The organism is Mariniphaga sp. (assembly GCF_041687215.1).
Lineage (GTDB): Bacteria > Bacteroidota > Bacteroidia > Bacteroidales > Prolixibacteraceae > Mariniphaga.
In genome coordinates, this window is record NZ_JAWLCI010000028.1 from 35,597 (window position 1) to 60,397 (window position 24,801).

The 24,801-nt window shown below is 41.4% G+C and carries 18 protein-coding genes; 10 read left to right on the forward strand and 8 right to left on the reverse strand.

Features of this window, described 5'->3' with window-relative positions:
- Positions 1-21: 21 nt before the first annotated feature.
- The 6 genes from ACESMA_RS11435 (at position 22) to ACESMA_RS11460 (ending at position 10,768) form a co-directional block, all read left to right on the forward strand.
- A complete protein-coding gene (locus ACESMA_RS11435) occupies positions 22-3,486 on the forward strand; it encodes a SusC/RagA family TonB-linked outer membrane protein (RefSeq protein WP_372948950.1) in 3,465 nt (1,154 codons plus the stop codon).
- A gap of 11 nt (positions 3,487-3,497) precedes the next feature.
- Positions 3,498-5,027, forward strand: coding sequence for a SusD/RagB family nutrient-binding outer membrane lipoprotein (locus tag ACESMA_RS11440; RefSeq protein ID WP_372948951.1), 1,530 nt, complete (start codon positions 3,498-3,500; stop codon positions 5,025-5,027).
- Between the two features lie 101 nt (positions 5,028-5,128).
- Positions 5,129-5,953 (forward strand): family 16 glycosylhydrolase, encoded by an 825-nt coding sequence (locus ACESMA_RS11445; RefSeq protein WP_372948952.1) that lies wholly within the window; start codon positions 5,129-5,131, stop codon positions 5,951-5,953.
- Between the two features lie 156 nt (positions 5,954-6,109).
- Entirely contained in the window at positions 6,110-7,093 is a 984-nt protein-coding gene (locus ACESMA_RS11450; protein ID WP_372948953.1) for a metallophosphoesterase family protein, read from the forward strand.
- Between the two features lie 183 nt (positions 7,094-7,276).
- Complete coding sequence (gene hypD, locus ACESMA_RS11455; protein WP_372948954.1) at positions 7,277-9,715, forward strand: trans-4-hydroxy-L-proline dehydratase; 2,439 nt, start codon at positions 7,277-7,279, stop codon at positions 9,713-9,715.
- Positions 9,716-9,859: 144 nt separating this feature from the next.
- A complete protein-coding gene (locus ACESMA_RS11460; RefSeq protein ID WP_372948955.1) occupies positions 9,860-10,768 on the forward strand; it encodes a glycyl-radical enzyme activating protein in 909 nt (302 codons plus the stop codon).
- Positions 10,769-10,887: 119 nt separating this feature from the next.
- Here ACESMA_RS11460 and ACESMA_RS11465 read toward each other — a convergent pair whose 3' ends face one another.
- Entirely contained in the window at positions 10,888-11,757 is an 870-nt protein-coding gene (locus ACESMA_RS11465; protein ID WP_372948956.1) for an aldo/keto reductase, read from the reverse strand.
- A gap of 178 nt (positions 11,758-11,935) precedes the next feature.
- Here ACESMA_RS11465 and ACESMA_RS11470 point away from each other — a divergent pair, with 178 nt between their 5' ends.
- A complete protein-coding gene (locus ACESMA_RS11470) occupies positions 11,936-13,249 on the forward strand; it encodes a hypothetical protein (protein WP_372948957.1) in 1,314 nt (437 codons plus the stop codon).
- A 56-nt stretch (positions 13,250-13,305) separates the two neighbouring features.
- On the forward strand, positions 13,306-14,088 hold the full coding sequence (locus tag ACESMA_RS11475; protein WP_372948958.1) for a hypothetical protein: 783 nt from the start codon (positions 13,306-13,308) through the stop codon (positions 14,086-14,088).
- Positions 14,089-14,101: 13 nt separating this feature from the next.
- Here ACESMA_RS11475 and ACESMA_RS11480 read toward each other — a convergent pair whose 3' ends face one another.
- The gene (locus tag ACESMA_RS11480) at positions 14,102-15,874 is read right to left on the reverse strand and encodes a histidine kinase N-terminal 7TM domain-containing protein (RefSeq protein ID WP_372948959.1); all 1,773 of its coding nucleotides are present in this window, start codon (positions 15,872-15,874) and stop codon (positions 14,102-14,104) included.
- A gap of 177 nt (positions 15,875-16,051) precedes the next feature.
- On the opposite strand from ACESMA_RS11480, the gene ACESMA_RS11485 reads away from it, so the two are divergent.
- Positions 16,052-17,395, forward strand: a complete 1,344-nt coding sequence (locus ACESMA_RS11485; RefSeq protein WP_372948960.1) for a DegT/DnrJ/EryC1/StrS family aminotransferase — start codon at positions 16,052-16,054, stop codon at positions 17,393-17,395.
- Positions 17,396-17,473: 78 nt separating this feature from the next.
- On the opposite strand, the gene ACESMA_RS11490 is transcribed toward ACESMA_RS11485, so the two are convergent.
- From ACESMA_RS11490 to rsgA, 4 genes are all read right to left on the reverse strand, one after another.
- Positions 17,474-19,114, reverse strand: coding sequence for a hypothetical protein (locus ACESMA_RS11490; RefSeq protein WP_372948961.1), 1,641 nt, complete (start codon positions 19,112-19,114; stop codon positions 17,474-17,476).
- Positions 19,115-19,125: 11 nt separating this feature from the next.
- On the reverse strand, positions 19,126-19,788 hold the full coding sequence (locus ACESMA_RS11495) for a hypothetical protein (RefSeq protein WP_372948962.1): 663 nt from the start codon (positions 19,786-19,788) through the stop codon (positions 19,126-19,128).
- A 172-nt stretch (positions 19,789-19,960) separates the two neighbouring features.
- Complete coding sequence (locus tag ACESMA_RS11500; RefSeq protein ID WP_372948963.1) at positions 19,961-20,179, reverse strand: hypothetical protein; 219 nt, start codon at positions 20,177-20,179, stop codon at positions 19,961-19,963.
- A 7-nt stretch (positions 20,180-20,186) separates the two neighbouring features.
- On the reverse strand, positions 20,187-21,254 hold the full coding sequence (gene rsgA, locus ACESMA_RS11505) for a ribosome small subunit-dependent GTPase A (protein WP_372948964.1): 1,068 nt from the start codon (positions 21,252-21,254) through the stop codon (positions 20,187-20,189).
- 864 nt (positions 21,255-22,118) lie between these two features.
- On the opposite strand from rsgA, the gene ltrA reads away from it, so the two are divergent.
- Positions 22,119-23,372, forward strand: a complete 1,254-nt coding sequence (gene ltrA, locus ACESMA_RS11510; protein ID WP_372948965.1) for a group II intron reverse transcriptase/maturase — start codon at positions 22,119-22,121, stop codon at positions 23,370-23,372.
- 187 nt (positions 23,373-23,559) lie between these two features.
- Here the strand turns inward: ltrA and ACESMA_RS11515 are convergent, their stop codons facing one another.
- Together ACESMA_RS11515 and ACESMA_RS11520 are read right to left on the reverse strand one after the other, a co-directional pair.
- Positions 23,560-24,402 (reverse strand): Bro-N domain-containing protein, encoded by an 843-nt coding sequence (locus ACESMA_RS11515; RefSeq protein ID WP_372948966.1) that lies wholly within the window; start codon positions 24,400-24,402, stop codon positions 23,560-23,562.
- A gap of 4 nt (positions 24,403-24,406) precedes the next feature.
- Entirely contained in the window at positions 24,407-24,679 is a 273-nt protein-coding gene (locus ACESMA_RS11520) for an IS66 family transposase (RefSeq protein ID WP_372948968.1), read from the reverse strand.
- Positions 24,680-24,801: the final 122 nt, after the last annotated feature.

The following is a 24,801-nucleotide window of genomic DNA, read 5'->3' on the forward strand; positions in this document are numbered from 1 at the left end:
ACCATGTTAAAAATTTTAAGGATGGCACGATTAACCGTTTTTCTGGTTTTGTTGGGAATGGCACAGGTTTTTGCCCTGGATTCATATTCCCAGTCAACAAAGTTAACCCTGAAATACAGTGATACTGAGCTCGGGAAGGTCTTAAAGGAAATTGAAAAAAAATCGGAATTCTTTTTCCTTTACAACAAAGACCTGATTGATGTTGAACAGAAAGTGGAAGTTGATCTGGCCGAAAAGAATATCACCGAAATTCTCGATGTTCTTCTTGCAGGGAAAGATATCCGCTATTACGTTTTCGACAGGCAGATTGTATTATCCAACCAATTTAACGATACGGGAAATTCTGGTCGGGAAGACATTTTGCAACAACAAAATTCTGTTTCGGGAAAAGTAACTGATTCTTCAGGACTGCCGCTCCCGGGAGTAACCGTTGTAATAAAAGGTACAACACAGGGAACAGTTACCAATGCAGAGGGGAACTATTCGGTATCCAGTGTTCCGGAAAATGCTACGCTCGTATTTTCGTTTGTGGGAATGCAAACGCAGGAAATTCTGGTGGAAAGCAGCACGGTTAATGTTACCCTGCTTGAAGAAACGATTGGAATTGATGAGGTGGTTGTAACCGCTTTGGGTATTAAAAGGGAACAAAAGGCGCTGGGTTATTCTGTTCAGACAGTAGGAGGCGAAAGCCTGAGAAAAGTGTCCGGCGTTGATGTTGGTACCTCATTAACCGGGAAAGTGGCCGGGGTTTTGGTTCAAAATTCAACCGATTTTAACGTTGAACCAACATTTACCATTCGAGGTGAAACCAATCCGTTAATTGTGATTGACAACGTGGCCTACTCCAACAAAAAACTGAACGACATTGCTGCGGAGGACATCGAATCAATGACTGTTTTAAAAGGAGCAACAGCATCTGCACTTTATGGTTTTCGCGGAGAAAGAGGGGCAATTTTAATAACAACCAAAAACGGAAGTACAAACGAAACCGGTGTAACGGTAGATCTTACCACAAATACCATGTTCAACTCTGGTTTTTTGGCTATTCCTGAAAAACAGAACGTTTATGGACGCGGTACTGCATATTTGTATGACATTAATTCCGACCAATCGTGGGGAACTTTTATGGACGGATCGATTAAAAGACAATGGGACCCCATTGCAAAAGAATTCAGGGATTTTGAATACCTGCCTGTTGGTCAAGATAACTTCAAAAACTTTCTGGAACCGGGTTACATAACAAACAACAATGCCAGTGTTGCTTTTAACGGAAATCAGGTTTCACTGAGAACGTCGTTAAACTGGACCCAAAATAAAGGGCAGTATCCAAACTCTATGCTGGACAAATATTCATACACAATAGGAGGAGATATTAATTTGGATAAATTTTCTCTAACCTCGAATATGTCTTACACCAAAAGAGAATCTCCAAATATGGGTTCCAACGGATATACTTCTTACGATCCCATGTACACATTGCTTATATGGTCATCAGCCGATTTTAACGTACTCGATTATAAAGACAATTACTGGTTGAAACCCGGTGAGTTGCAAAACAACCATTTTGGCTATGACCTTGAAAACGAAAGATACAGTGGAAAAAATCAAAACAATCCCTATTTCGACCGCTGGGAAAGAACCAACGAAACATCGCGTGATATTTTTAATGCCGACATTAATATGGGGTATGAAATTGCAGACTGGCTTACAGCTACTGTACGTTCCGGACTCGACTTTTTTATCGATCGCGGGCAATTGAGAATTTCCCGTGGATCATACACATCTTCCGGCAACACCGGTATTCCCGGAAATCCTTACACATGGAACGGTACGCTCACAGGAGCCTACCTGACCGGTAAAACCCAGGGGTTTAGTATTAACAGTGATGTATTATTTACCGGAGACAAAACGTTTTTGGATAACTTCGATTTGGAATACCTTGCCGGTGGAACCATATTTTACGACAGGAATGATAACATTAATGCGCAAACCGTTGGAGGTATTTCTATCCCGGGTTATTTTTCGCTAAATGCATCGGTAAATCCTGCTTCTGTGGCCGAAGGTACTGTTTCGCGGCAGGTAAATTCTCTCTACGGGCGTATGGCAATTTCGTGGAATAAGATGTTTTTTGTGGACTTTACCGGACGAAATGATTGGGTTTCCATGCTGGCTAATCCTGAAGTGCCAAAATCAGACCGGTCTTATTTCTATCCATCCATTTCAGGTAGCTTTGTTGCATCTGAACTTTTACCTGAATCCACCGCTGGTTGGTTAGACCTGTTAAAGTTTCGTGGATCATGGACCCAGGCGAAAACAGCTCCTGATCCTTTTGCTATTAACAGTGTTTTTACTGTAAGTCCCGGAACCTGGAATGACCAGAACGGAGCTTCGGCAACCGAAACACTTTATTTAAACTCGTATAGCCCGAATGCATATACAACCACCGAAATTGGGTTGCAAAGCATTATGTTTAAAAGACGGCTGACTGTTGATGTAACTTACTATTCCAAACAAATTTTCGACATCCTGAAAAGAGGACCACTTACTTCGGCCTCAGGTTATACCGGAATTTACCTGAACACAGAGGAGGAGCGTGCAAACCGTGGTTGGGAAGTGGCACTTACTGGCACACCTGTTAAAACCAATGATTTTCAATGGGATGTAAACCTTAACTGGTCAACCTACAAACAGGTATATACTCAACTGGATTCACTTTATACATCAAACTTTGGTAAACCATGGATTGAAGTAGGACAACGCACTGATGCGTTTGTTTTAAGAGATTACCTGCGTGTTCCTGAAGGTGAATATGCCGGTCAACACATTTACAATTCAAGTGGTAGGATTATGCGCAGCGGTTACGATTCTCTTTATGGTTTTAGGGATCCTGACTGGATTTGGGGTGTTTCCAACACGTTTCGTTATAAAAATTTCAGTTTGTTTGCTTCGCTCGATGGCGTAGTGGGTGGTTTATTGAGTACCCGGACAGAGAGTTACATGTGGCAGGCTGGAGTGCATCCGGAATCGGTAACTGAAGAAAGGTTCCAGGATGTATCGAATCCCGGCAGTCTGAATTATACCGGTCAAGGAGTTAAGGTTGTTTCCGGTTCAGTTACTTACGATACAAATGGAAACATTACCAGCGATACCCGCGAATATGCACCAAATGATATTTCTACAACTTATAAACAAGCTGCACAGGATTTACACAGTACAAGTGCCTGGGGTGGCAGCGCCAATCCCAATGATGTGTATGCCAGAACATTTCTGAAATTACGCGAACTCTCTTTAACTTATTCTGTTCCGAATAACTTCCTGAGCAATTTGGGCGGCGGATTTATTAAAGGCGCTTCCCTTAGCTTTGTTGGGCAAAACGTGTTATTCTGGTCAAAAGACTGGAAATATTCTGACCCGGATGGTGGCAATGAAGATTTTGCCGACCCTTCAGTGAGATATCTTGGTGGTAATATTAAAGTTACATTTTAAAAAATATAACGATGAAAAATCTGAAATATATAATTACAGCAATAATCACTTTTGCGATAGCAGTATCCTGCGACAATTTTGAGGAGATAAATACCGATCCGAATAAAACGAACAGGGTAACGCCTGCTATGCTGGCAACGCAAACATTAAAAGATACCTATCGTTTTTGGAATCCAAATCCATCTGATTTTACTTCAGGAAACCTGTTTAACAAGCACATTGCCATGCTTGAAACCAATCCAAATCCTGGTCAGTATTACTATTCCTATTACCCTTATGGTAGTTTTGGTGCTTTTACAAGATTAACTGACCTTAAGTTCATGTCTGAATACGCGGAAGGATCCCAGTTCGAATCGTCTTACAAAGGTTTGGAGCTGTTTTTAAAGGCAAGGTTTGGTTTTAATAACACGCTGGATATGGGAGATATTCCATATTCCGAAGCAGGAAAAGCAACTGAAGGCATTACGCAGCCAAAGTACGACAAACAGGCTGATGTATTTGCCGGAATTCTCAGCGATTTACAACAGGCAGAATCTTATTTTGCACAGGGTGTTAATTTCGACGGTGATATTATGTATGGTGGCAGCGTTTCAAAATGGCGAAAATTGAGCAATGCCATGCAGTTGAAAGTTATTCAAACCATGAGTAAAAAAGTTACAGAGGAACAAAAAGCTCATTTTGCAGCCATTGTGAATTCAGGAAACCTGTTGGAAAGCAATGAAGACAACTTTAAATTGGTATATACGGATAATCCGAATGCAACCTACCCCATGTGGAACGGCGAAGAACGCAGGAAATATACCGGTGTTTCAGAACTGGTTGTAAATTCACTCAAAGAATTAAATGACCGTAGGCTTTTCTATTTTGCTGAACCGGCTCAGGTTAAAACTGACGAAGGCCTGGAAGAATCTGATTTTGAAGCGTATGTAGGAGCTCCCACCGAAATTTCGGCTGAACAGCTCGCACTTAACAATGCAAGTGGCAGTTATTCGCTGCTGAACAGACGTTATGTTGAATTCAGGGATGGGGATCCGATGCTTTACTTCACTTATTCTGAACAGTGTTTTATTATTGCTGAAGCCATTGAAGAAGGATGGGTTTCAGGAAATGCACAGGAATATTATGAAAATGGAGTAAAAGCCATGCTGGAATATTACATGAACCTGAATCACACTTCAGGTTGGGTGCATGGAATGGAAATTGACCAGGATTATATCAATAACTATTTTACCGGGGCGGCAGCTTACGCCACAAACGGCACTAAAGAAGAACGATTGAAGCAAATTTGGCTGCAACGTTGGTTGATAGATTTCTTCCAGGGTAACGGCGGAAACTATTCGCAGTTTCTTCGTACCGGCTATCCTGAGTATCCGTTAAATCCTTCAACCAGCCTGAATCCGGATGACCCGACAGTATATCCAAAACGCTGGATGTACCCAACCGACGAATTGACAAAAAATCCGGAAAACTACCAAAAAGCCATCGACGAGCAGTTTGGTGGTTACGATGGAATCAATCAGGTTCCGTGGTATTTGCAGTAAGCAAATATTTATTTTGATTTTAATTTTACGAGAAAGGAATGGGTTTGTACTCATTCCTTTCTTAAATAGCGAGTTTAAATTATAAAACTAATTGTATAAAAGTGAAATATTTATCGATTATATTATTTTCAACAATCTGTTTTTTTAATTGCACAAATAAGCGGAATGCGAATTCATCGGATAATAATTCCGAAAAAGATAATTGGCAATTGGTTTGGTCCGACGAGTTTGATACCGACGGTTTGCCTGATACCACAAAGTGGAACTACGACACCCGCGGAAATGAATACGGCTGGGGAAACAATGAAAAACAATGGTATCCGGTTGCCGACCCTGACAATGTGTACATTCGCGATGGAATTCTTACCATCACAGCCATTAAAGAGCCCACTTTTGGCAAAGAATACAGCTCGGCCCGTTTAACAACCAAAGGAAAGGGCGATTGGAAATATTGTAAAGTAGAAGTTCGTGCAAAAGTGCCTTCAGGTCGTGGCACATGGCCCGCTATCTGGATGTTGCCAACTGAAAATAATTACGGCGGCTGGCCAAAAAGCGGCGAAATTGACATTATGGAACATGTGGGTTTTAATCCCGATACCGTTTTTTCAACTGTTCACACGGGCGCTTTCAACCATACCATTGGCACACAGGTGGGTAAAAAAATTGGTTTGCCAACAGCTACTACCAAATTCCATGTTTACACTACAGAATGGAATGAAAATGAAATTAAGAGTTATGTGGACGGAGAACATTATTTCACATTTACCAACAACGGCGAAGGTTTTGAGGCCTGGCCGTTCGACCAGCAGTTTCATCTGATACTTAACCTGGCCATAGGTGGCGGTCTGGGCGGCAAAAAAGGAATAGATGATTCCAAATTTCCACATCATTTTCAAATTGACTATGTGAGGGTATATCAAAAGTAGCAGATTCCTGCCGGTCTTCCAGAAACAGCCATAATTCATTCGAAAGAAAATCATGGCTGTTTTTGTTTTGATTAGCTTTCCTGTTCAATATAATTTGGAGGATTGCAGAAATTTTTAAATTCTTCTTTTATCTTCGGAGCTTTTAAATTCAGCAAAATGAATCCAATCAAAAACTATTTAACTTTTGTTTTCTTCGTGTCTTTAATTTTTTCTGCCGGCGCACAGCCAAAAAACAAACTGCATTTTAATGCAGACGGCACGTTCAAAATTGCCCAGTTTACCGATATTCATTACAAACCGGGTGTGGCTGAGTCTGAGCCATCGCTGGAGTTGATAAAATACATCCTGGAAACAGAAAAACCCGATTTGGCTGTTTTTACTGGCGATATCGTTACCGGACGTCCGTCAGCCGACGGATGGAAAGCTGTTTTGGCGCCGGTTGTTGAAGCCGGTGTTCCGTTTGCCCTTACGCTGGGAAACCACGACGACGAGCACGATTTATCGCGGCAGCAAATTCGGGAATTGCTGAAAACATTCCCAGGATATGTTGGGAAAAAACCGGATGCAAAATCTGATTTTGGCGACTACCTGGTGAAAGTGAATGCAGAAAATAAAGAGAAAAGTGCACTGCTTTGGTTTCTCGATTCAAACGCTTACAGCACCCTCGACAGTGTGAAAGGGTATGGTTGGTTTTCGCACGACCAGGTGAACTGGTACCGGAAACAAAGCCGGAAAAATGCACAAAAAAGTGGCGAAAAACTTCCTGCACTGGCTTATTTTCATATTCCGCTGCCGGAATACAAAACAGCCTTCGACAGCGAGGCGAAGAAAAAAGGACAACGAAATGAAGATGAGTGTTCGCCTGACATAAACACCGGCATGTTTACCGCAATGCTTTTTGAGGGAGATGTGATGGGAACTTTCGTTGGGCACGATCATGTGAACGACTACATTGTGAACCATCACGGAATTGGTTTGGCATACGGCCGCTGGTCGGGTGGAAAAACCACCTACGGCGATTTGCAGCACGGCTCACGAATTGTGGTGCTGGAAAAAGGCAAACGGCAGTTTAAAACCTGGATGCGCTTGCGCGACGGGCAGTTGGTTGACGAAATTATTTTTCCGGATGATTTGAAATAAATCAGCTCAATTTTATAATTTTATCCCAAATTCAATTCAAAATGAAGGCAAAATCTTATCATTCGAACCTTCTGGTTTCTTACAGGTGCCTGTTTGAATGTCGTATCTTTTATGCCTGAAAATCCCCCCTCAAACCAAACTTATTCCCGTATTCATTTTATTACTGACTTTTAGCTTTTTGCGATGCGCACAAAAAACCAAATAATCGAAAAAGAATCCGAATCCGCCATTTCGGCTGATGAAAGTTCTTCATATCCCGGCATGAATGACCGAATCCGCCTTTTGCGACGGTTGAGCGTTGAAACAAAAGAATCGCTTTCCATTGAGCGGGCTTTGATTACCACCAAATTTTTCAGGGAAAACGAAGGAAAATATTCCGTGCCCATGATGCGTGCGCTCAATTTTATGGAGCTGTGCAAACAAAAAACCATTTATATTGGCAACGATGAACTGATTGTGGGTGAACGTGGTCCGTTTCCCAAATCAGTTCCAACTTTTCCTGAATTGACTTGTCACAGCGTGGAAGATTTTCATGTGCTGAACACCCGGGAGCAGCAGAGTTATTTTATTGCTCAGGAAGATATCGACACGTATGAACGCGAAGTGATTCCCTACTGGAAAGGCCGCACCATGCGCGAACGGATTTTTAGCCATGTGCCGCAGGAATGGAAATCGGCATACGAAGCCGGACTTTTTACCGAGTTTATGGAACAACGGGCGCCAGGGCATACTGCGCTCGACGGGAAAATTTACCGGAAAGGGATGCTCGATTTTAAGCGGGAGATACAGGAACAAATCGATAAACTCGATTTTTTGAACGACCCGGAAGCTACTGATAAACTGGAAGAATTGCAGGCCATGGCTATTTCGTGCGATGCTGCCATTGTTTTTGCCGAACGCCATGCGGAACTGGCTGAACAAATGGCTGTTACAGAAAACAATCCGCAGCGTGTGGCAGAATTAAAAAAGATTGCAGAGGTCTGTCGCCATGTTCCTGCCCATGCGCCCCGAAACTTTTGGGAAGCTATTCAGATGTACTGGTTTGTGCATCTGGGAACCATTACCGAGTTGAACGGCTGGGATGCCATGAATCCAGGCCATTTCGACCAGCACCTTCAGCCGTTTTTCGAAAACGATGTGGCGGAAGGAAAACTCACCCGCGACCAAGCAAAGGAACTGATTAGCTGCTTTTGGATAAAAGTAAACAATCATCCGGCGCCTCCCAAAGTGGGCATTACGGCCCGCGAAAGCGGCACGTACAACGATTTTACCAACATCAACCTTGGCGGCATTAAATCCGATGGTTCCAATGCGGTGAATGAAGTTTCCTTTATTTTACTTGAAGTGGCTGAAGAACTGCATATTTTGCAGCCCGGTAATTCGGTTCACATCAGCGCCAAAACGCCCAACAGGTTTTTGAATGAGGCCGTTAAGGTAATTCGCCGCGGGCATGGTTTCCCCTCAGTTTTTAATCCGGATGTGTATGTGAAAGAGTTGCTCCGGCAGGGAAAATCGTTACAGGATGCCCGGGAAGGCGGGTGTTCCGGCTGCATTGAAGTAGGCGCTTTTGGGAAAGAAGCTTTTTTGCTGACCGGTTATCTAAATGTGCCCAAAATTCTGGAAATTACCCTGAACAACGGCATTGACCCGCTCACCGGGAAAAAAGCCGGCATTGAAACCGGCAATCCTACTGATTTTAAGAATTTCCAAGAACTCTACGACGCGTTTCTAAAACAACTGAATTTTGTGGTTGATCAGAAAATCAGGGTGAGCAATTACATCGACCGGATGTTTGCCAGATACGCTCCTGCGCCTTTTCTTTCGGTGGTAATCGACGACTGCATTTCAAAAGGAAAAGATTATTACAACGGCGGACCGCGATACAATACCAGCTACATTCAGTGCACCGGCCTGGGCACCGTAACCGATAGTCTGTCTGTTTTAAAAAAGCACATTTTTGAAGAACAGAATTTTGAAATGGAAACTCTGCTGGGAGCATTGAATAATAATTTCGAAGGCAACGAGCGGTTGCGACAATTTGTGCTGAACCGAACACCGTTTTTCGGGAACGATGACGAGTACGCCGATGAAATTGCACTTCGTGTTTACAATGATTTGCTGGCCGCCATCGACGGAAAACCGAACATCAAAGGGGAAACGTACCATGTAAACATGCTTTCCACCACGTGCCATGTTTATTTTGGGAAGGTTTTGGGTGCATCGCCAAACGGGCGGCTGGCCGGAAAACCCATTTCCGACGGAACTTCGCCGTCGCATGGAGCCGATACGCATGGACCAACTGCTGTGGTGCGTTCGCTGGCCAAATTCGACCAGACCAAATCGGGCGGGACATTGTTGAACCTTCGTTTTGTACCGGCTTTGCTGAAACGGGAAAAAGACGTAGAAAAACTGGGGCACCTCATTCGCAGCTATTTTACGCTGGGTGGTCACCATGTTCAGTTTAATATTGTGGATACAGCTACCTTGCGGGCTGCACAGCAAAATCCGGAAGAATACCGCGATTTGATGGTGCGCATGGCTGGGTACAGCGATTATTTCAACCACATGAACGAAGATTTGCAGGAGGAAATAATTGCACGAACGGAGAATGAAGGATTTTAAATTAGACAATTAGTACAGAGTAGTGAGTACAAAGAAATGAGTACAAGAATGAATATAAAGTTGCAGGGAAAAAGAAAAGCGAACCTCAGATTCGAAATGAAATAAAAGTCTCACTACTTTGTACTCAATTCTAAATACTTGTAGATGAATCAACCACTCATTTTCGACATAAAACGCTACGCCATTAACGACGGTCCGGGGATTCGGATAACCATCTTTTTTAAGGGTTGCCCGCTTTCGTGCCGGTGGTGCCACAACCCGGAAAGCCAGTCGCCGGCGCAGCAAAAATTTTATACGGCCAGCCGCTGTATCGGTGCCCGTGATTGTATTGAAATTTGTCCTAATGATGCGTTGACGCTGACTCTTGAAGGAATTGTTACCGATTGGGACCTTTGCAATCTGTGCGGAAAATGTGCAGACGCCTGCCCAACCAAAGCCATTGAAATGTCGGGCAGGTTTTACAGTACCGATGAATTGCTGAAAATCATTGAAAAGGAACGAGCGCATTTTGAACAGTCGGGTGGGGGTGTCACCATTTCGGGGGGCGAACCGCTCATGTTTTCTGAATATTTGATGGAATTGCTGGTTTTATGTAAACAGGCCGGTATTCATACGGCAGTTGATACTTCTGGTTTTGCCAAGAAAGAAACGTTGTTGCGAGTTGCAGAGTTTACCGATTTGTTTCTTTACGATCTCAAACTAACGGATCCTGTTCAGCACAAAAAATGGACGGGTGTTGAAAACAAACTCATCCTGGAAAATCTGAAAGTTCTGGTGGACAAAAAATATCCGGTAAACATTCGTGTTCCGCTGATTAAAAATGTAAATGCCGATGAGCGCAACCTAAAAGAAACCGCACATTTTATTTCAGGATTAAATGGAAATAAGCCATTTGTGAATTTGTTGCCGTATCATCCCATTGGCCGCGGGAAGTACAAAAAAATGGGAGTTGCTTACGATTCTTACGGAATGGAAGAGTTATCTGAAAAGGAAATCGAACACGCTGTTCAGGTTTTTAGAGCATACGGAATTAAAGTTGAGGTTGGGGGCTAAAAATCTGAGTTTTATAACAATCTTCGGACAAAATGAAAGGTTGTATCGTGTAAAAATCTGACAAAATACAAGGATACCTTTCCCTTTTTTCGGATAAAATACAAGGATAACATGAAAAATTACCCTCGGACACTGGCAGCGGGGATACGTTTGGTTAAATCCTTAAATTCGTCGATGTTTTCAGAACCGATGGTGAAACAGTCCATATAATCCTGGGCCAAAGCGTACTGCAATGCTTCGTCCACTTTGTTACGGAAATGGCCGGCACCCAGAATTTTCATCCCAATAATTCCTTTGCCTTTGGCTTTCATGTCCTGCAACACCTTTAAAACCACCGGCACTTCGGCATCCATGCGCACACCGGCAGGATTCATGCGGGCTAAATCAACCTGCACCCACGGTTCGTTGGCGGCGGTTTGCAAAGCTCCCAACGAATGGCACGAAACGCCGTGCGCTTTAATTATTCCATCTTCGCGTGCCCGTTCCAGGTAATCCATGGCGCCCCGGCGGTTTTTGTTCCAGTCGGGGTCGGTAAGTGCGTGCAACAGAACAATTTCAATGTGGTCGGTGCCCATTTCTTTCCTGTAACGGTCGAGGTCGGCTTTCATTTCATCTGCCGTGCGGGCATGGGTTTTGGTTAAAAGCACCACTTTATCACGGTCAACACCATTTAAAGCTTCTTTAAAATGGGGATGTGTTCCATATTGGTCAGCCGATTCCCAAAAGAAAACACCGTTGTCATAACCGGTGCGAAGCAGGTTCGAAAGTCCTTTCAATCCCAGTTTTCTCGACTGGTTTGAACTGCCGCCATAGCCACTGGTTCCGGTGCCCATCGCCAGCCGCGAAACTTCAATGCCGGTATTCCCCAGCATTACTCTGTCTGACGCATACTTTTTAGTTGTTCCTGCAAATGCATGGTACGGAAATGCCTCAAACAAAAGTGTTCCGGCTGCTGCTGCTCCTGCTTTCAGAAAATGACGACGTTTCATATCAATCAGATTTTGTTCATTTGTATTAAAACATTCTTTCCACTGAAATGTTTGGAACACCGATCTGTTTCAATATGAAACAATAAAGAAAATGTGAAGAATTCCGTTTGGCAATTTCATAAATATTGTATTTCAAACAAGGTATGTTACTTTTGCTTTTTTACGAAAAAACACGGAAATGAACCAAAAATCAGTCATAAAAAGCAGTCAAATTAAGGAATGGAAAAAATACCTCAAATTCATTTTTGTAGTTTTTTTCTTAACTGGTTCTTTTTATGATCTTTCCGGGCAGGCTACCGTGAATGATTCTTTACCGCTTCCTGTTGGTGCTCCTTACGTTTACCTCGATTGCAGGAGGTGCGATTTCGATTACATAAGAACAGAATTAACTTTTGTAAATTATGTTCGCGACCCTGAACTGGCTGATATTCATGTTTTTGTTACGGATGAAAGAACTTCGGGCGGAGGCTATGAATACCAGTTTTCATTTATTGGACGCCAGAATTTTGAAGGTACAGGATACACGTTAAAGTATCATATTGATCATAACGCTACATCTGAAGAAAGACGCATCAGGTTGACTGAATATTTGAAATTGGGACTTACCTCTTTTGTTTTGCAAACACCCATGGCTACCAGTTTTAAAATTGAATACGATGGCAATGGAGAACATTACAACTTTCAGGAAAATAATGATCCCTGGGATTACTGGGTTTTTCAGATTTATGTTGGAAGTGTGGAACTGGAACTGGAAACGAATCAAAGCGAATTTGATTCCCGGTGGGGCGTTTTTGCCGACCGGGTTACCGAGGACTGGAAACTGCGAATCAGGCCATATTTCAACTATGACCGGGTAAAAATAGAAACCGCTGAGCGCGACGAACCGGTTATCAGCAGTCAGCACCGCCACGGACTGGATTCTTATGCGATAAAAAGTATTAGCCAGCACTGGTCAGCCGGCCTGTTTGGTACGTATCTTACATACAACGGACGAAATATCAGACATGAGTTCATTTTGAGTCCTGGAATTGAATATTCCATTTTCCCCTATGAAGTTGCTACAAGGAAGTCGATCACTTTTACCTATCAAATAGGTTACGGTTATTATGATTATTACAAAGAAACCATTTTCGGTAAAAACCAGGAAAATTTGTTTAATCATGAATTTGAAGGAGTTGTAAATATACAGCAACCCTGGGGCAGCATTGAAATGGGTTTGGAAGGTTCCCAATACTTGCATGATATAAAACGTCGTAGTATCGAATTTTTTGGACAAACATCAGTCAGGCTCTTCGAAGGTTTTTCATTAAATTTTCAGGCTCAGTACGATGTGGTTCGCGATCAGCTTTCATTACCTAAAGGAGAAGCAACCCTGGAAGAAATTTTGCTCAGGCAACGCGAACTGGCCACCGATTATAATTTCTCTACTTCTGTGGCCATTACTTATACATTTGGTTCAAAATTTACAAATATTGTGAACACAAGGTTTTAACGTATTGCTGAGTCATTTCATCTAAAAATATTCAACCGAAATTAAATTACAAAACAATGAAAAAGCTAATTATTACCCTTTTGATAGGATTGATTGCTGTTTCTTCTATTGCACAGCGTGTAAAGAATTCTGTTAGAAACGATTATTACCGGTTACTGGCTGGTTCCGAAAATTCAGGAAAATGGAGAACTGAGATTTTTTCTGATGTTGATGCAAAATGGGAGAAATGGAATGACCGTGGGTACAATTTTGGGTTCGACCCGCAGATTACTCCCATGTACACAACAGTGAACGGGATTTTGAGCACGCCTTATATGATTCAGGTTCGCGGCAATGCGAACGAAAAAAACCTCAAACGTCGGGGATATCATGTTTTTGAGGGGTATGCCTCAGATGATAAATCGCGGATTACCATGCTGGTTAATAAACATGTAGAGGAGGAAAAGGCCGTTGCAGAATTGTATTATTACGGAACAGTTTACAATCATTCAGCGGACGCATACAACTGGTTCCGAATCGGTTCCGATGTGAGGCAACATTCATTTTTGTTTAGTCGGGATAAAGCCATTTTTTATGGTTCGCTGAAATTATCTAACGCGCTGACACTTGGCCGGATTGGAGAGGATAATCTGAGAAGGGAAAAACCAAAAGGTGACGATGAACAGAATTTTGAAGAAAGCGCAAAGCATGTCAATTTTAAAGCGCTAAAAGAAGGCGAGGATGGAACCATTTTTTACGATAAGGACAACAACCTGGTGGTTGTAAAAATAAATGGAACCTGGATGAAACTGGCAGTTGAACCTTTACCTGAGCATGTGAAATATGACTTCGGTGAATAATTAGAAAAGGTGTTCAGTTCCTGGGTAATTCGAACCAAAACAGCGCTCCTTCGCCTTTTATACCAGAACTTTCAACTCCAACCGAACCTCCGAGCTTTTCTACTATGCGTTTAACAATAGAAAGCCCAAGACCGTATCCATCCGCTTTTTCGGGAACTAAACGGACGTATTTCCGAAAAAGTTTAGATTGGTTTTCGGGCGCAATTCCGTTGCCGTTATCCTTAATCCAGAAGCGAACAGAATCGCTCGCGCTATTTTCAGCCCTAATCTCCAGTTTTGGAGGCGAACCTCCGTATTTGATGGCATTGGTAAGGTAATTCACCCAAATTTCTTCTACCCAGGAAGCATAACCAGTTGCAACAGGCCATTTTTCAGGAACAGAAATTTGAGCATTCTTATTTAAGATTAAATCTTTAATCTGCTTTTTTGCCCCGTTAAAAATCTGCTTCATGTCCAGCGGTTTTCGTTCAATTTCATGATGACTGACCGTGGCCAGAATTAAAAGTTCATGAGTGATTTGCATCGCTTTCTGCGAGGCAGTTTTAATCATTTCTGCAAATTCGTGAATAGTTTCAGTATTTCCTTCAGCAATACTGGCTTCAATAATTTCACTCGATGAATACACCGAACCCAGCGAGTTTCGCAAGTCGTGTGCAACGGTGTGGGCAAATGAATCAAGGTCGTCAATTAACCGGCCACGTTCTTCAATTTCGTCCTTTAGTTTCTGCTCTGTTTCTTTCAGCGAAGTTATTTCATTTATTTGCAACAATTGACCCGAAAACTTCTGATTCCGATCATAAACCGGAGTAATTCTGATCTGGTAATAATTTTTTAAATCATTTTCAATGGTTTCAATTTCAATCAGATTTGCTTTCTTTTCATTGCTGGCCTCAATCAGTTTTGCGTAAGGGGCAAACACCGCAGCAAAACGTTTTCTGACCATGGATTTTGATTGAAATTTGAAAATACGGGCAACAGCAGGATTATAGTCTTCAATAAATCCTTCGGAATTGATCACAATCACCCCATCGCTCATGGTATCAATCAGTTTGTTTCGGGCAAAAGGGACTAAATCGAACATGCGATACTTAACAATTCCAAATGTTATTACAAGTCCGGTGAAAACGAAAAGGACGGGTGTCCAGTCAAATCCTGGGATTGGGTTCAAGCCTGTTATGTACATCAAATTTCCAACAAGCGGAATAAGCGTGGCAATAAGTAAAGTACTTACCTGTGAACGGTAATAGGCTGTAAATTCATAAATTGAGCGAAACAGGTTGTATAATCCGGCAAAAATTAATGTTATGGAATAGGACCAGAAAATCCAGAACCAGATTCCATGTTCAATAATAGTCATGTTAGATTCTGAATTTAAATATACATTTTTCCAAACCAGATTATGATATTCGTTGGTAAGTGCAAGTGGAACAGTTACAAAAGGAATAACTGAAAGTAACGCCAGATTCCGGGGTGTAATAATATGGTATTTTTGACTGAAGGCAGTGGTAAATAAAAAATAGAATAACGGTAGAAATGAAAATCCAAGGTAAGAAAGTTGCGACCAGAATTTTTTTGTTTCCAAATCATCCGCTAAAAATTCCAAACCACAAGCCAATGCCCAGATTGCAGCAAAAATTTCAATATAAATGAGGTACATCACTTCCTTCGATTTTTTATACCTCCATAAAATGGAAACAGTGCCCAAAGCCACAATCACCGCCAAAAATTCAATAATACTTACCTTTGGTATGGTGTCAAAACTTATATGGATAAATGTACCTAACATCTGATTTCAAGGGGCAAAAATAAATCATTTTCAATCAAATTTGAATTTGAACAGATTTTATTTAGGGTGTTTTTTCTTTTCAATTATTTTTTAGAAAAAACAAGCTTTTTTTATACGAGATTCAGTAATTTGGCGGAATAGTTGGAATTTCATATTCTAAACCAAAAAACGAATATCATGGCACAACGTCATATTTCTCGTCGGCAGGCCATATCAACAGCTTCTGCAGGAGTTCTGGGAACCATGGCCATTCATCCGTTAACTCCGTTTAGTTTTGCAAAAGCTTCAAAACTTGCTTTGCTGGGTGGCGAAAAGGTGAGAACAGCACCCTGGCCACCATGGCCGGTTTGGGACAAATCGGCTGAAGACGGGGTGCTTGATATGCTCCGCAGTGGCCGCTGGTGGCGGGGCGGGGGAGAGCATGTTTCTGAATTTGAAGAGGAATATGCCCGCCTGATGGGAGCCAAACGCTGCCTGGCAACCGCCAGTGGAACAACTGCACTTCTTGTGGCATTGCATGTTTTAGGAGTTGATGCCGGCGATGAGGTGCTGGTTTCGCCCTACACATTTATTGCCACCTACAATGTAATTTTTATGAACAAAGCCCTGCCGGTTTTTGTGGATACCAACCCGGAAACTTTTTTAATCAATTCGGCAAAAATGGAAGAACGAATTACCGATCGGACCACTGCGATTCTTCCGGTTCATATTTACGGGCTGCCGGTTGATATGGACAAAGTAAACGCTGTAGCTAAAAAGCAAAATCTGAAAGTGGTGGAAGATGCCTGTCAGGCCTGGTTGGGCGAATACAAAGGTAAAAAGCTGGGAACGCTGGGCGACTTGGGCTGTTTCAGTTTTCAGAATTCAAAAAATTTACCTGCCGGCGAGGGCGGTGCTGTATTGGGAAACGACGATGAATTGATGGATCGCTGTTATTCTTTTCATAACTGTGGGAGGCCATTTGGCAGAGTGAAGCGTACTTCTGATTACCCTGTTCGGGGCAGCAACCGTCGCATGCAGCAAATACAAGCATTGACCTTACTTTCGCAAATGAAACGCATTCAAAAAGATGCTGATATTCGTCTGGAAAATGCCACCTACCTCGATAAAAAACTGAGGGAAATTCCGGGAATTTATCCGGCTAAATTGGTGGAAGGAAACAACCGGTCGGCTTATCACATGTACCCGTTCAGGTTTGTTTCAGAAGAATTTGACCAGGTGCCAAGGGCAAAATTTTTGGAAGCGCTTCGGGCTGAAGGCATTCCCTGTTCAACCGGTTACGGGCAACAAAATAATGACGGTCTGATTGAAGATGCGCTGAATTCCAAAGGTTATAAGCGACTTTTTTCAGAAAAACGATTGAACCAATGGCGCGAAGAAAACCAACTCCCGGGCAACGACCAGCTTGCCCGCGAAGCCGTTACGTTTTACCAGAGCATTTTGCTTGGAACAAAAAATGACATGGACGACATTGTAAATGCCATCACAAAAATTTACGAAAACAGGAAATTATTACTTTAACCTGAACTATCCATGAATTATTCGGGTTAAAAACTGGATCGATAAAGTTACAGGAATAATGCTGATTTAATTGATTCATTATTTTGTGCAATAATACCTGGCTTCCATAATAAACCGGTTTATCTCCTTTATTTGTTCATCGGTTAGCTGACCACTTGCAGCACCTAATTTTTGCAGTAAATTTGCCTTTGTTTGCCTTAGTGCTTCATCCCCGCAATAATCAATGTAACGGACATGTGACAGAATATAGTGAACAGACCGATCAGGATTCAGGGGGTACATATAACTTAACCAGGAGTCAAATTCAGCCTGGATTTCGTCAAAGGGTTTGTTAAACACCCTTTCCAAAACTTCAACATCTGTTTCGTCGTGGTACAAGGTGTCCACCAATACATTTTTGCGCTCTTTGAAGCCATTTATGGTTGGTTTTAGTTTTCCGGTTTCCTGCAAAAATATGGCAAAGTGTTTCACCAGGGCGTAATTCAGGGCTATTTCGCAATTGTTGTTGCCTTCGTGAAAAGCAAATTGATCATAATTGCGCACATGCTCGTGTGAGGTAAACTCGTTAAAGTTAGTCGCAAAAAGGCCATCCAATCGCGGAACAACAAGATTAAGCAGTATTTCGGTTCTCCACTGGCTGATTTCACCCTTCAACAGGCCTCCGGTCCAGCGCGAGGTTTCATATAAGCAGGCAACAGCTTCATCAAGCCAAGTTGGAATATCGCCCACGTCGGCCCGAATCATCAGATGAAACAGCTCATGAACAATGGTTCCAATACTTTCGGTGGTTGAAGTACCGAGGAGGCTGAGGTCGGCCAGACACGAATATCCGATGTTGCTGTCGGGAATGGTTAAACCATGTGTTTTTTTTGCCATTTTCCGGAGATTTTCCCTGGTATTCATCAGGTAAACCGCAATAATATTTTCGGGTTTTCGCAGTTCGAAAAATTCTGCGTAAAAGTTGTACGCATTTTCCAGGTAACCGGCAATGCGGTTGAAGGTTTCATCGTTTGCTCCGGTTGCTGCCGGTACAATAAACAGGTAACGTCCTCGTGGAATACAGGAATATCCGGTTCCCAATAAATTGCGGTAATAATTTGCAGCAGTTTGTATTTCATCCACACTGAAAATTCGCTGGTTCAGGCTTTGATAATCGAATGACGAATCGACCGAAAAGGTGTTGGGATCGGTATTGCAGTTTACAATATATCCCATTTTTCCGCTTACACCTGATGTTTCATTATCAATAATACTGATATGCAGACCGGCATAATGTGCAGGAATACTTCCAACTGACTGCGTTTCGGAACATTTGTCCCGCTCGCTTAGCAGAAATTCAAACTGGTTGTTATTCAAATCTCTTTTATACACCGTTAATGTATAATCGAATGCTCGCATAGCCAGGTTATTGTCGCTTGCCGCACATAGAGCCTTTGAAATAAAATAGTCTGTTTTCCAGTTTTTTCCGTATTGCTTTTTTCTTAGGGAAACGGCTTTTTCATATAATTCACTAAATTTTTTCTGGTTATAAAGGTTTTTCAAATGCTCATAATCCTGCAGGGTCTGGCTGTTAACAGACTGACAAATAGCCAACAGCAGGAGATATACAATAGTAATCAGTTCTTTTGCACAGATAAAATTTTTTAGCCTGTTTAAGCGGTTCTGGATATGTGCACTCTTTATGACATTCTTTTTAAGTGAATTAATTGGCCCTTCCATCTCTGTAGTTTTTAATTGTCATCAAATAACTGTTGGAAAGCGTCAGGATCAATTTGAATGGAGTCCTTTTTCTGGGCAGGATAATTCTGCGGAAGTACAATTTCATAGGCAGATTTCAGATACAAAGCCTTGTCTCTCACCTCAATGTCGCGATGATGCAGTATCGTGGTCATCATCAGGGCAGTTCCCATTATCCCGAAAATTATTCCGGGAGAGGAAGTTATAAGTTTAAACCGGGCTTTTTCTGAGATGCTTCCTTCAAAGTCGGTTGTGTCTTCCTTTATACGGCCAATAATAAAAACCGAACCTACAATAGCCAGAATCATTCCGGTAAAAAAACCAAGATACTTGGTAAAAATCCTCGACATAAGCAGCAGTTCGGCCTGGTTGTACCGCCGGTAAAAGCTTTCCTGCTCCATTTTAACAAGAACAAGCCATTTGTAATATTCCAAATCGCCCGAAAGTTTAACATCTCCCCGGTCCATTAAACTGTTCACAAAGGTTGTATCCTGTGTGGTTTGCATCCTTTTGTTTATTTGGGTAACCTGACGGGTTGCAAGAATGATAAATACTGAAATTAAAACTGTGGGAACAATAATAAACCATGGCAAAAGTTTGTTTTGCCACTCGTAAGTTGAATCGTGGGGTAATGGAGTTTTTTTTGCCTTTTCCATTTTAAACAGATTTAATGATAACACAAGTTACAAAAAAAACTGTTAGAAAAAGCCGGAACCATTTTATTTTCAGGGACTTTTCAGTACAACTCTGTGCATTATTGTTTAAGAGTGGATTTCCCGTATTTTAAGTTTATCATTCTTGAAATTAGCACTATCCGGCAAAAGCGTGTTAAAACTTCACGTGGCCGGCAGCGGCTCTTTTAGGGTTGTAGTTGTCGTTTGGCAATATGGCCGGAAGCGGTTTGCAGGCTGCAACATTATCCACCATTTCAAAACTTGGTGTAGGGTAGAATGCATAAATTACCCTCAAAACCTTTTTGCATTGAGCCTTTAATACCGGTTCGGTGTTGTTTGTGCATCTGTCTTTCTCAATTTTGTTGTGTTCCATTTCGGGTTTAGAACTTGTTTTTCTTCATATCTTTTTTGTAGTTTTTAAACACTTTTCCAAACTCTTTTTCTTTTTTCCGTCTCTCTTCAATTGTTGATTCATAATGTGCTTTTTCTCGCTCCAATTTAAGATAGTTTTCATAGGATTTTTTGTCAATTTCTCCGTTTTCAACTGCATTAATAACCGAACAACCTACCTCATTTTTATGGGTGCAATCTTTAAATTTACAATTTTGAGAATGACGGATAATTTTGTCAAAGGTTGTTTCTAATCCGCTTGAATTATCTGCTATTCCTACTTCTCTCATTCCCGGATTATCAACAAGAATACCACCACTTTCAAGAACAATTAATTCCCTGTGACTTGTAACGTGTCTTCCTTTATTTGTACTTTGGCTAATTGAATCTGTTCTCATTAAAAATTTTCCAGAGAGATTGTTCAATAGTGTTGATTTGCCAACTCCAGAAGAACCAAGGAGACAATAGGTTTTTCCTTTTTCTATAACTTGTTTTAACTCCTTGTACCCATCCTGGGTTTCGCTGCTTACAGCAATTACCGGAATATTTTTTATCCGCTGTTCTATACTTTCCAGTATTTCTGCAACACGATGTTTGTTGGCAAGATCGGTTTTTGTGAGTAGAATTACCGGGCTTACTTTCGATGCATGACATATAGTGAGGTAGCGTTCCAGCCGGTTGAGATTGAAATCGCGGTCAACAGCCTGAACCAAGAAAGCCACATCAACATTTGTTGCAATAATTTGCACTTCTCCTGTATGTCCGGCACCCTGTCTTTTAATCACCGAATATCGCGGAAACAGTTTGTGGATAATGGCAAATTCAGAGTCATAAACATTAAGTGCCACCCAGTCGCCAACTGCAGGAAAATCTTCGCGACTTTGGGCTGTAAAACGTATGTTACCGGTAATTTCGGCTTCGTACTCTCCTGTTGAGGTTTTTACAATGTACCTTTCTTTGTGTTCTGCGATAACTCTTCCTGTCTCAAAATCTTTGAGATTCTGTTCTTCTCTGAATTTTTCCAGCGTGGGATTGTATCCTAAATCTTCGGGTTTCATGCGTTAGATTTTATGTTGAAAATATACAAACTTTTGGCTCTAAAAACCAGAGGGTGTATGAAATATTTACAAAAAGCCTGCTTCCCCAGAAATTGCTTTACGAAAAATCCTTACGAGCGTATATCTGCAGCTACCGGACAAAACCCTGCCGGTGTTACATTACACATGAACTACAAAGTTGGGTATATTCCTTTGCTGGAACTCTGCAATCAAATTAATCCCGTTAAATGGGACGGAAAATTGTCCCCTGGGTATTCCTGACGACTTAACGAACCGCCCCGAGCAATCGGGATGGTGTGAGAGCCTCCCCCTGCCAGCGTTTGCTGGTGGGGCGGGCTACTCGATGTGTGCTGCGAGTTGCGCAAGCAACGCAACTGCAATAAAGATGGAAGCAGGCCTTCCGGTTGGGATTTTTAGGAGTACCAACCAAACCACTTCTATGATGTGTTTGAGGAAACAAAGACGCATGAAGCGATAGAAGAAAAGGCTGTACAAACAGTCAGGTGTGAATAGGGGAGATGAGCGAAAGCGAACCTTCCGATGAAGTGACGAAATGCCAAGTCGTTGTCAAAACCTGATAAATATCGAGGTGTCAGGGATGAGTGCAGAGACAACCTAATTACTGTCTGCACGGCAACCGTCATAAAGGGGGCATGAACCCTATTCAGGCTTTAATGCGGAACGCAGGAAACCTTAACAGTATGCAAAAGGGAAAACCCAAGCAGGAAATACCTGCAAGACGATTACCAATGACTGTTGAGGTGGCGGATGAAGCCGTAGTAGTGATGAAGCCTCTGTAATGGGGGTGGAGCAAAGGGCTTCAATTATGCAGTTTGGAATTAATGACAACTTAAAATTTTAAGGATGATTTTTAATGAACAAACAAAGTCAATTTCCATAACAAAGATGATGGTATGGGAAGCGTACAAAAAGGTGAAGAGTAACAAGGGAAGTGCCGGGGTTGACCAGCAAACACTGGAAGATTTCGATAAAGTCCGTTCCAAAGAATTATATAAGATATGGAACAGATTAACTTCCGGGAGTTATTTTCCACCCGGAGTAAAACGTGTGGAGATTCCCAAGCCGGGCGGCAAAAAGCGTCCATTGGGTATTCCAACGGTAAGCGACAGGATTGCGCAACAGGTGGTTAAAACGTACCTGGAGCCAAGGCTTGAAGTTGAATTCTTAGAAAACTCGTATGGCTACCGGCCAAACAAAAGTGCACTCTCAGCGGTAAATAAAGTACAGGAACATGTGCGGAAATACAGTTGGGCAATTGATTTGGACATAAAGGACTTCTTTGGGAATGTAAATCATGGGCTATTATTAAAAGCATTGAAAAAGCATGTTCCGGAGAAATGGGTATTACTTTATATCCGCAGATGGCTTGAAGCCCCGGTTCAACTTCCTGACGGCACATTATTGCCAACATCAGGAAAAGGGACACCACAGGGCGGGGTCATCAGTCCATTACTGGTCAATTTATTTATGCACTACTGTTTTGACAAGTGGCTGAAAATCCATTACCCATTAGTGAAAATGGTACGATATGCCGACGATATTATTATGCACTGTCGCACATATCAGGAATCTACTCTTGTGCTTGCAGCAGTAAAGCAACGTCTTACGGATTGTGGTCTCACAGCCCATCCCGAAAAGACAAAGATTGTTTATTGCAAGAAATCGGGAAGAAACCTAAAAGGTTATCCTGTACAATTTGATTTTCTGGGATTTAGCTTTCGTCCAATACGGATGAAGTTAAAGAAAGGGGGGAGTTTTCTGCAATTCGATTGCATTATGAGCCGAAAATCCAAGGTGCGAATCACCGGGGAACTGCGGAAACTGGATTTTCATAACAAAACACAGCGTACTATTCAGGATTTGGCAATACTGTTAAATCCAAAAATACGGGGTTGGTTAAATTATTATGGAAAAATCAATCGTAGATGTTTGCGACCTGTTTTTTACTACCTGCACCATCGGATGATAAAATGGATACTGAACAAATACAAACGTTTCAAACGAAGCAAAGTTAAAGCTGTGCAATGGTTGAGATGGGTGTGCAACCAGTATCCAAATTTATTTTATCACTGGGTTTTAGGTTATCAATTAACCTGAAAATTGACTGCATAATAAGAGCCGTATGAATCGAGAGGTTCACGTACGGTTCTGAGAGAGGTTTAGGGGTGAAATTCCCCTTTACCTACTCGACTATGCACTGGCGGTTATTGTATCTTTCTGATTGTCATATTTTTACTTACACACTTTGTGAAACAGTGTCTCATATTTTAATTATGCTTTTATTCTATTTCTTTTTGCCTTTTTTCAACTCTTTGGATTTCTTTTTTTCTGGTAGATAATTCTCTGAAGTAATAACTTTTTCTCCACTTTCTTTTTCCAATTCTTTCAAAGCGTTTCCAGCTATTTTTCCACCTATTCGTGCAGCAACTTTATTCTCAATAAATCCTTTTGCATTTTTAGCTCTGGTAACCTTTGTCGTTGATGCCTCTCCAAGCATTGAAAAAATTAATTCAAGGTCAGTCATGTGGTCTCGCAAATTTTGACTTTTTAGACCTTTGATTTTTTTATATTCAGAAGGTGTCAACCCAAAAGTAGCCTTTGAAATCTCAGCAGTTAGAATTGCATATTCCATTTGTTCTTTTACTCCTCTGTTTTTCCATTCCTCTGTTAATTCTTCTCTAATTGCAATGCTTCGCATTCGTTTTTCTATCCAATCATCAGGATAACCTTTGAGTTTATATAGTTCCCGAGTACGTTGAGTGGCTAATTCAGGATTTTCTATTTCATCTAATCTGTCTGAACCGACCTGAGCCAACCACTGCTTAAAAGGTTCTGCTTTAGGAGATGGAATTGATTGAATAATTCGTAAAAGTCCTTTTGCATCAGCACAATCAGTAATATATTTCTTCCCATCGGAGGATATCATTTTCAGTTGTACGATAATTTCGTACAACTGAGAAAACCCTTCTTTGTTTAGCTTTCTTTTAAGGTCACTCCAATATCGTCGAGGATTATTACTTTCTGTAAGAATTTCAACTACATCAATAATTGCAAAATACCATTTTTGTTCAGCTTCATTCCATTCAGAACGAATTTGCTTACTCTCAAATAGCTTTATATTACTCATAGTTTCATTTTTTTGAATAATCAAAAATACTCATTTCGCCGGACTTTAAAAATTCAAAAAAATTAATCCCTTGGTACTTGCATGTTTGCAAAATTGAAAGCAAAATCAGATGATTTTCAATATTTTGCTTCGTCAACGATTTACTTACTTTTTTACGCCATTTTGCAAATGGTTTAATTGAATATTCAGCATTGTTATTGTTCCATGGAACATTATCCTTTTCTAAAAACAAGAAAAGTTTACTTTTATATTTTACAAAACGTTTTTGAAAAGATATGGCATGTTCTGACTCAAACTTATCTAACCTGAATTATTCATAAAAAAAGGGAGTTTGTTACCTAAAAATAGCTGAATTATCAGTATTTTCAGGGTGTACAAAAACAAACATCCCGTAGCAAT

Coding starts and splice junctions, on each gene's coding strand:
- ACESMA_RS11480 (WP_372948959.1), bottom strand. CDS start 15,874: ATGTTAGGTACATTTATCCATATAAGTTTTGACACCATACCAAAGGTA.
- ACESMA_RS11500 (WP_372948963.1), bottom strand. CDS start 20,179: ATGGAACACAACAAAATTGAGAAAGACAGATGCACAAACAACACCGAA.
- ACESMA_RS11450 (WP_372948953.1), top strand. CDS start 6,110: ATGAATCCAATCAAAAACTATTTAACTTTTGTTTTCTTCGTGTCTTTA.
- ACESMA_RS11515 (WP_372948966.1), bottom strand. CDS start 24,402: ATGAGTAATATAAAGCTATTTGAGAGTAAGCAAATTCGTTCTGAATGG.
- ACESMA_RS11495 (WP_372948962.1), bottom strand. CDS start 19,788: ATGGAAAAGGCAAAAAAAACTCCATTACCCCACGATTCAACTTACGAG.
- ACESMA_RS11485 (WP_372948960.1), top strand. CDS start 16,052: ATGGCACAACGTCATATTTCTCGTCGGCAGGCCATATCAACAGCTTCT.
- hypD (WP_372948954.1), top strand. CDS start 7,277: ATGCGCACAAAAAACCAAATAATCGAAAAAGAATCCGAATCCGCCATT.
- ACESMA_RS11470 (WP_372948957.1), top strand. CDS start 11,936: ATGAACCAAAAATCAGTCATAAAAAGCAGTCAAATTAAGGAATGGAAA.
- ACESMA_RS11440 (WP_372948951.1), top strand. CDS start 3,498: ATGAAAAATCTGAAATATATAATTACAGCAATAATCACTTTTGCGATA.
- ACESMA_RS11435 (WP_372948950.1), top strand. CDS start 22: ATGGCACGATTAACCGTTTTTCTGGTTTTGTTGGGAATGGCACAGGTT.
- ACESMA_RS11460 (WP_372948955.1), top strand. CDS start 9,860: ATGAATCAACCACTCATTTTCGACATAAAACGCTACGCCATTAACGAC.
- ACESMA_RS11475 (WP_372948958.1), top strand. CDS start 13,306: ATGAAAAAGCTAATTATTACCCTTTTGATAGGATTGATTGCTGTTTCT.
- rsgA (WP_372948964.1), bottom strand. CDS start 21,254: ATGAAACCCGAAGATTTAGGATACAATCCCACGCTGGAAAAATTCAGA.
- ACESMA_RS11465 (WP_372948956.1), bottom strand. CDS start 11,757: ATGAAACGTCGTCATTTTCTGAAAGCAGGAGCAGCAGCAGCCGGAACA.
- ltrA (WP_372948965.1), top strand. CDS start 22,119: ATGATTTTTAATGAACAAACAAAGTCAATTTCCATAACAAAGATGATG.
- ACESMA_RS11490 (WP_372948961.1), bottom strand. CDS start 19,114: ATGGAAGGGCCAATTAATTCACTTAAAAAGAATGTCATAAAGAGTGCA.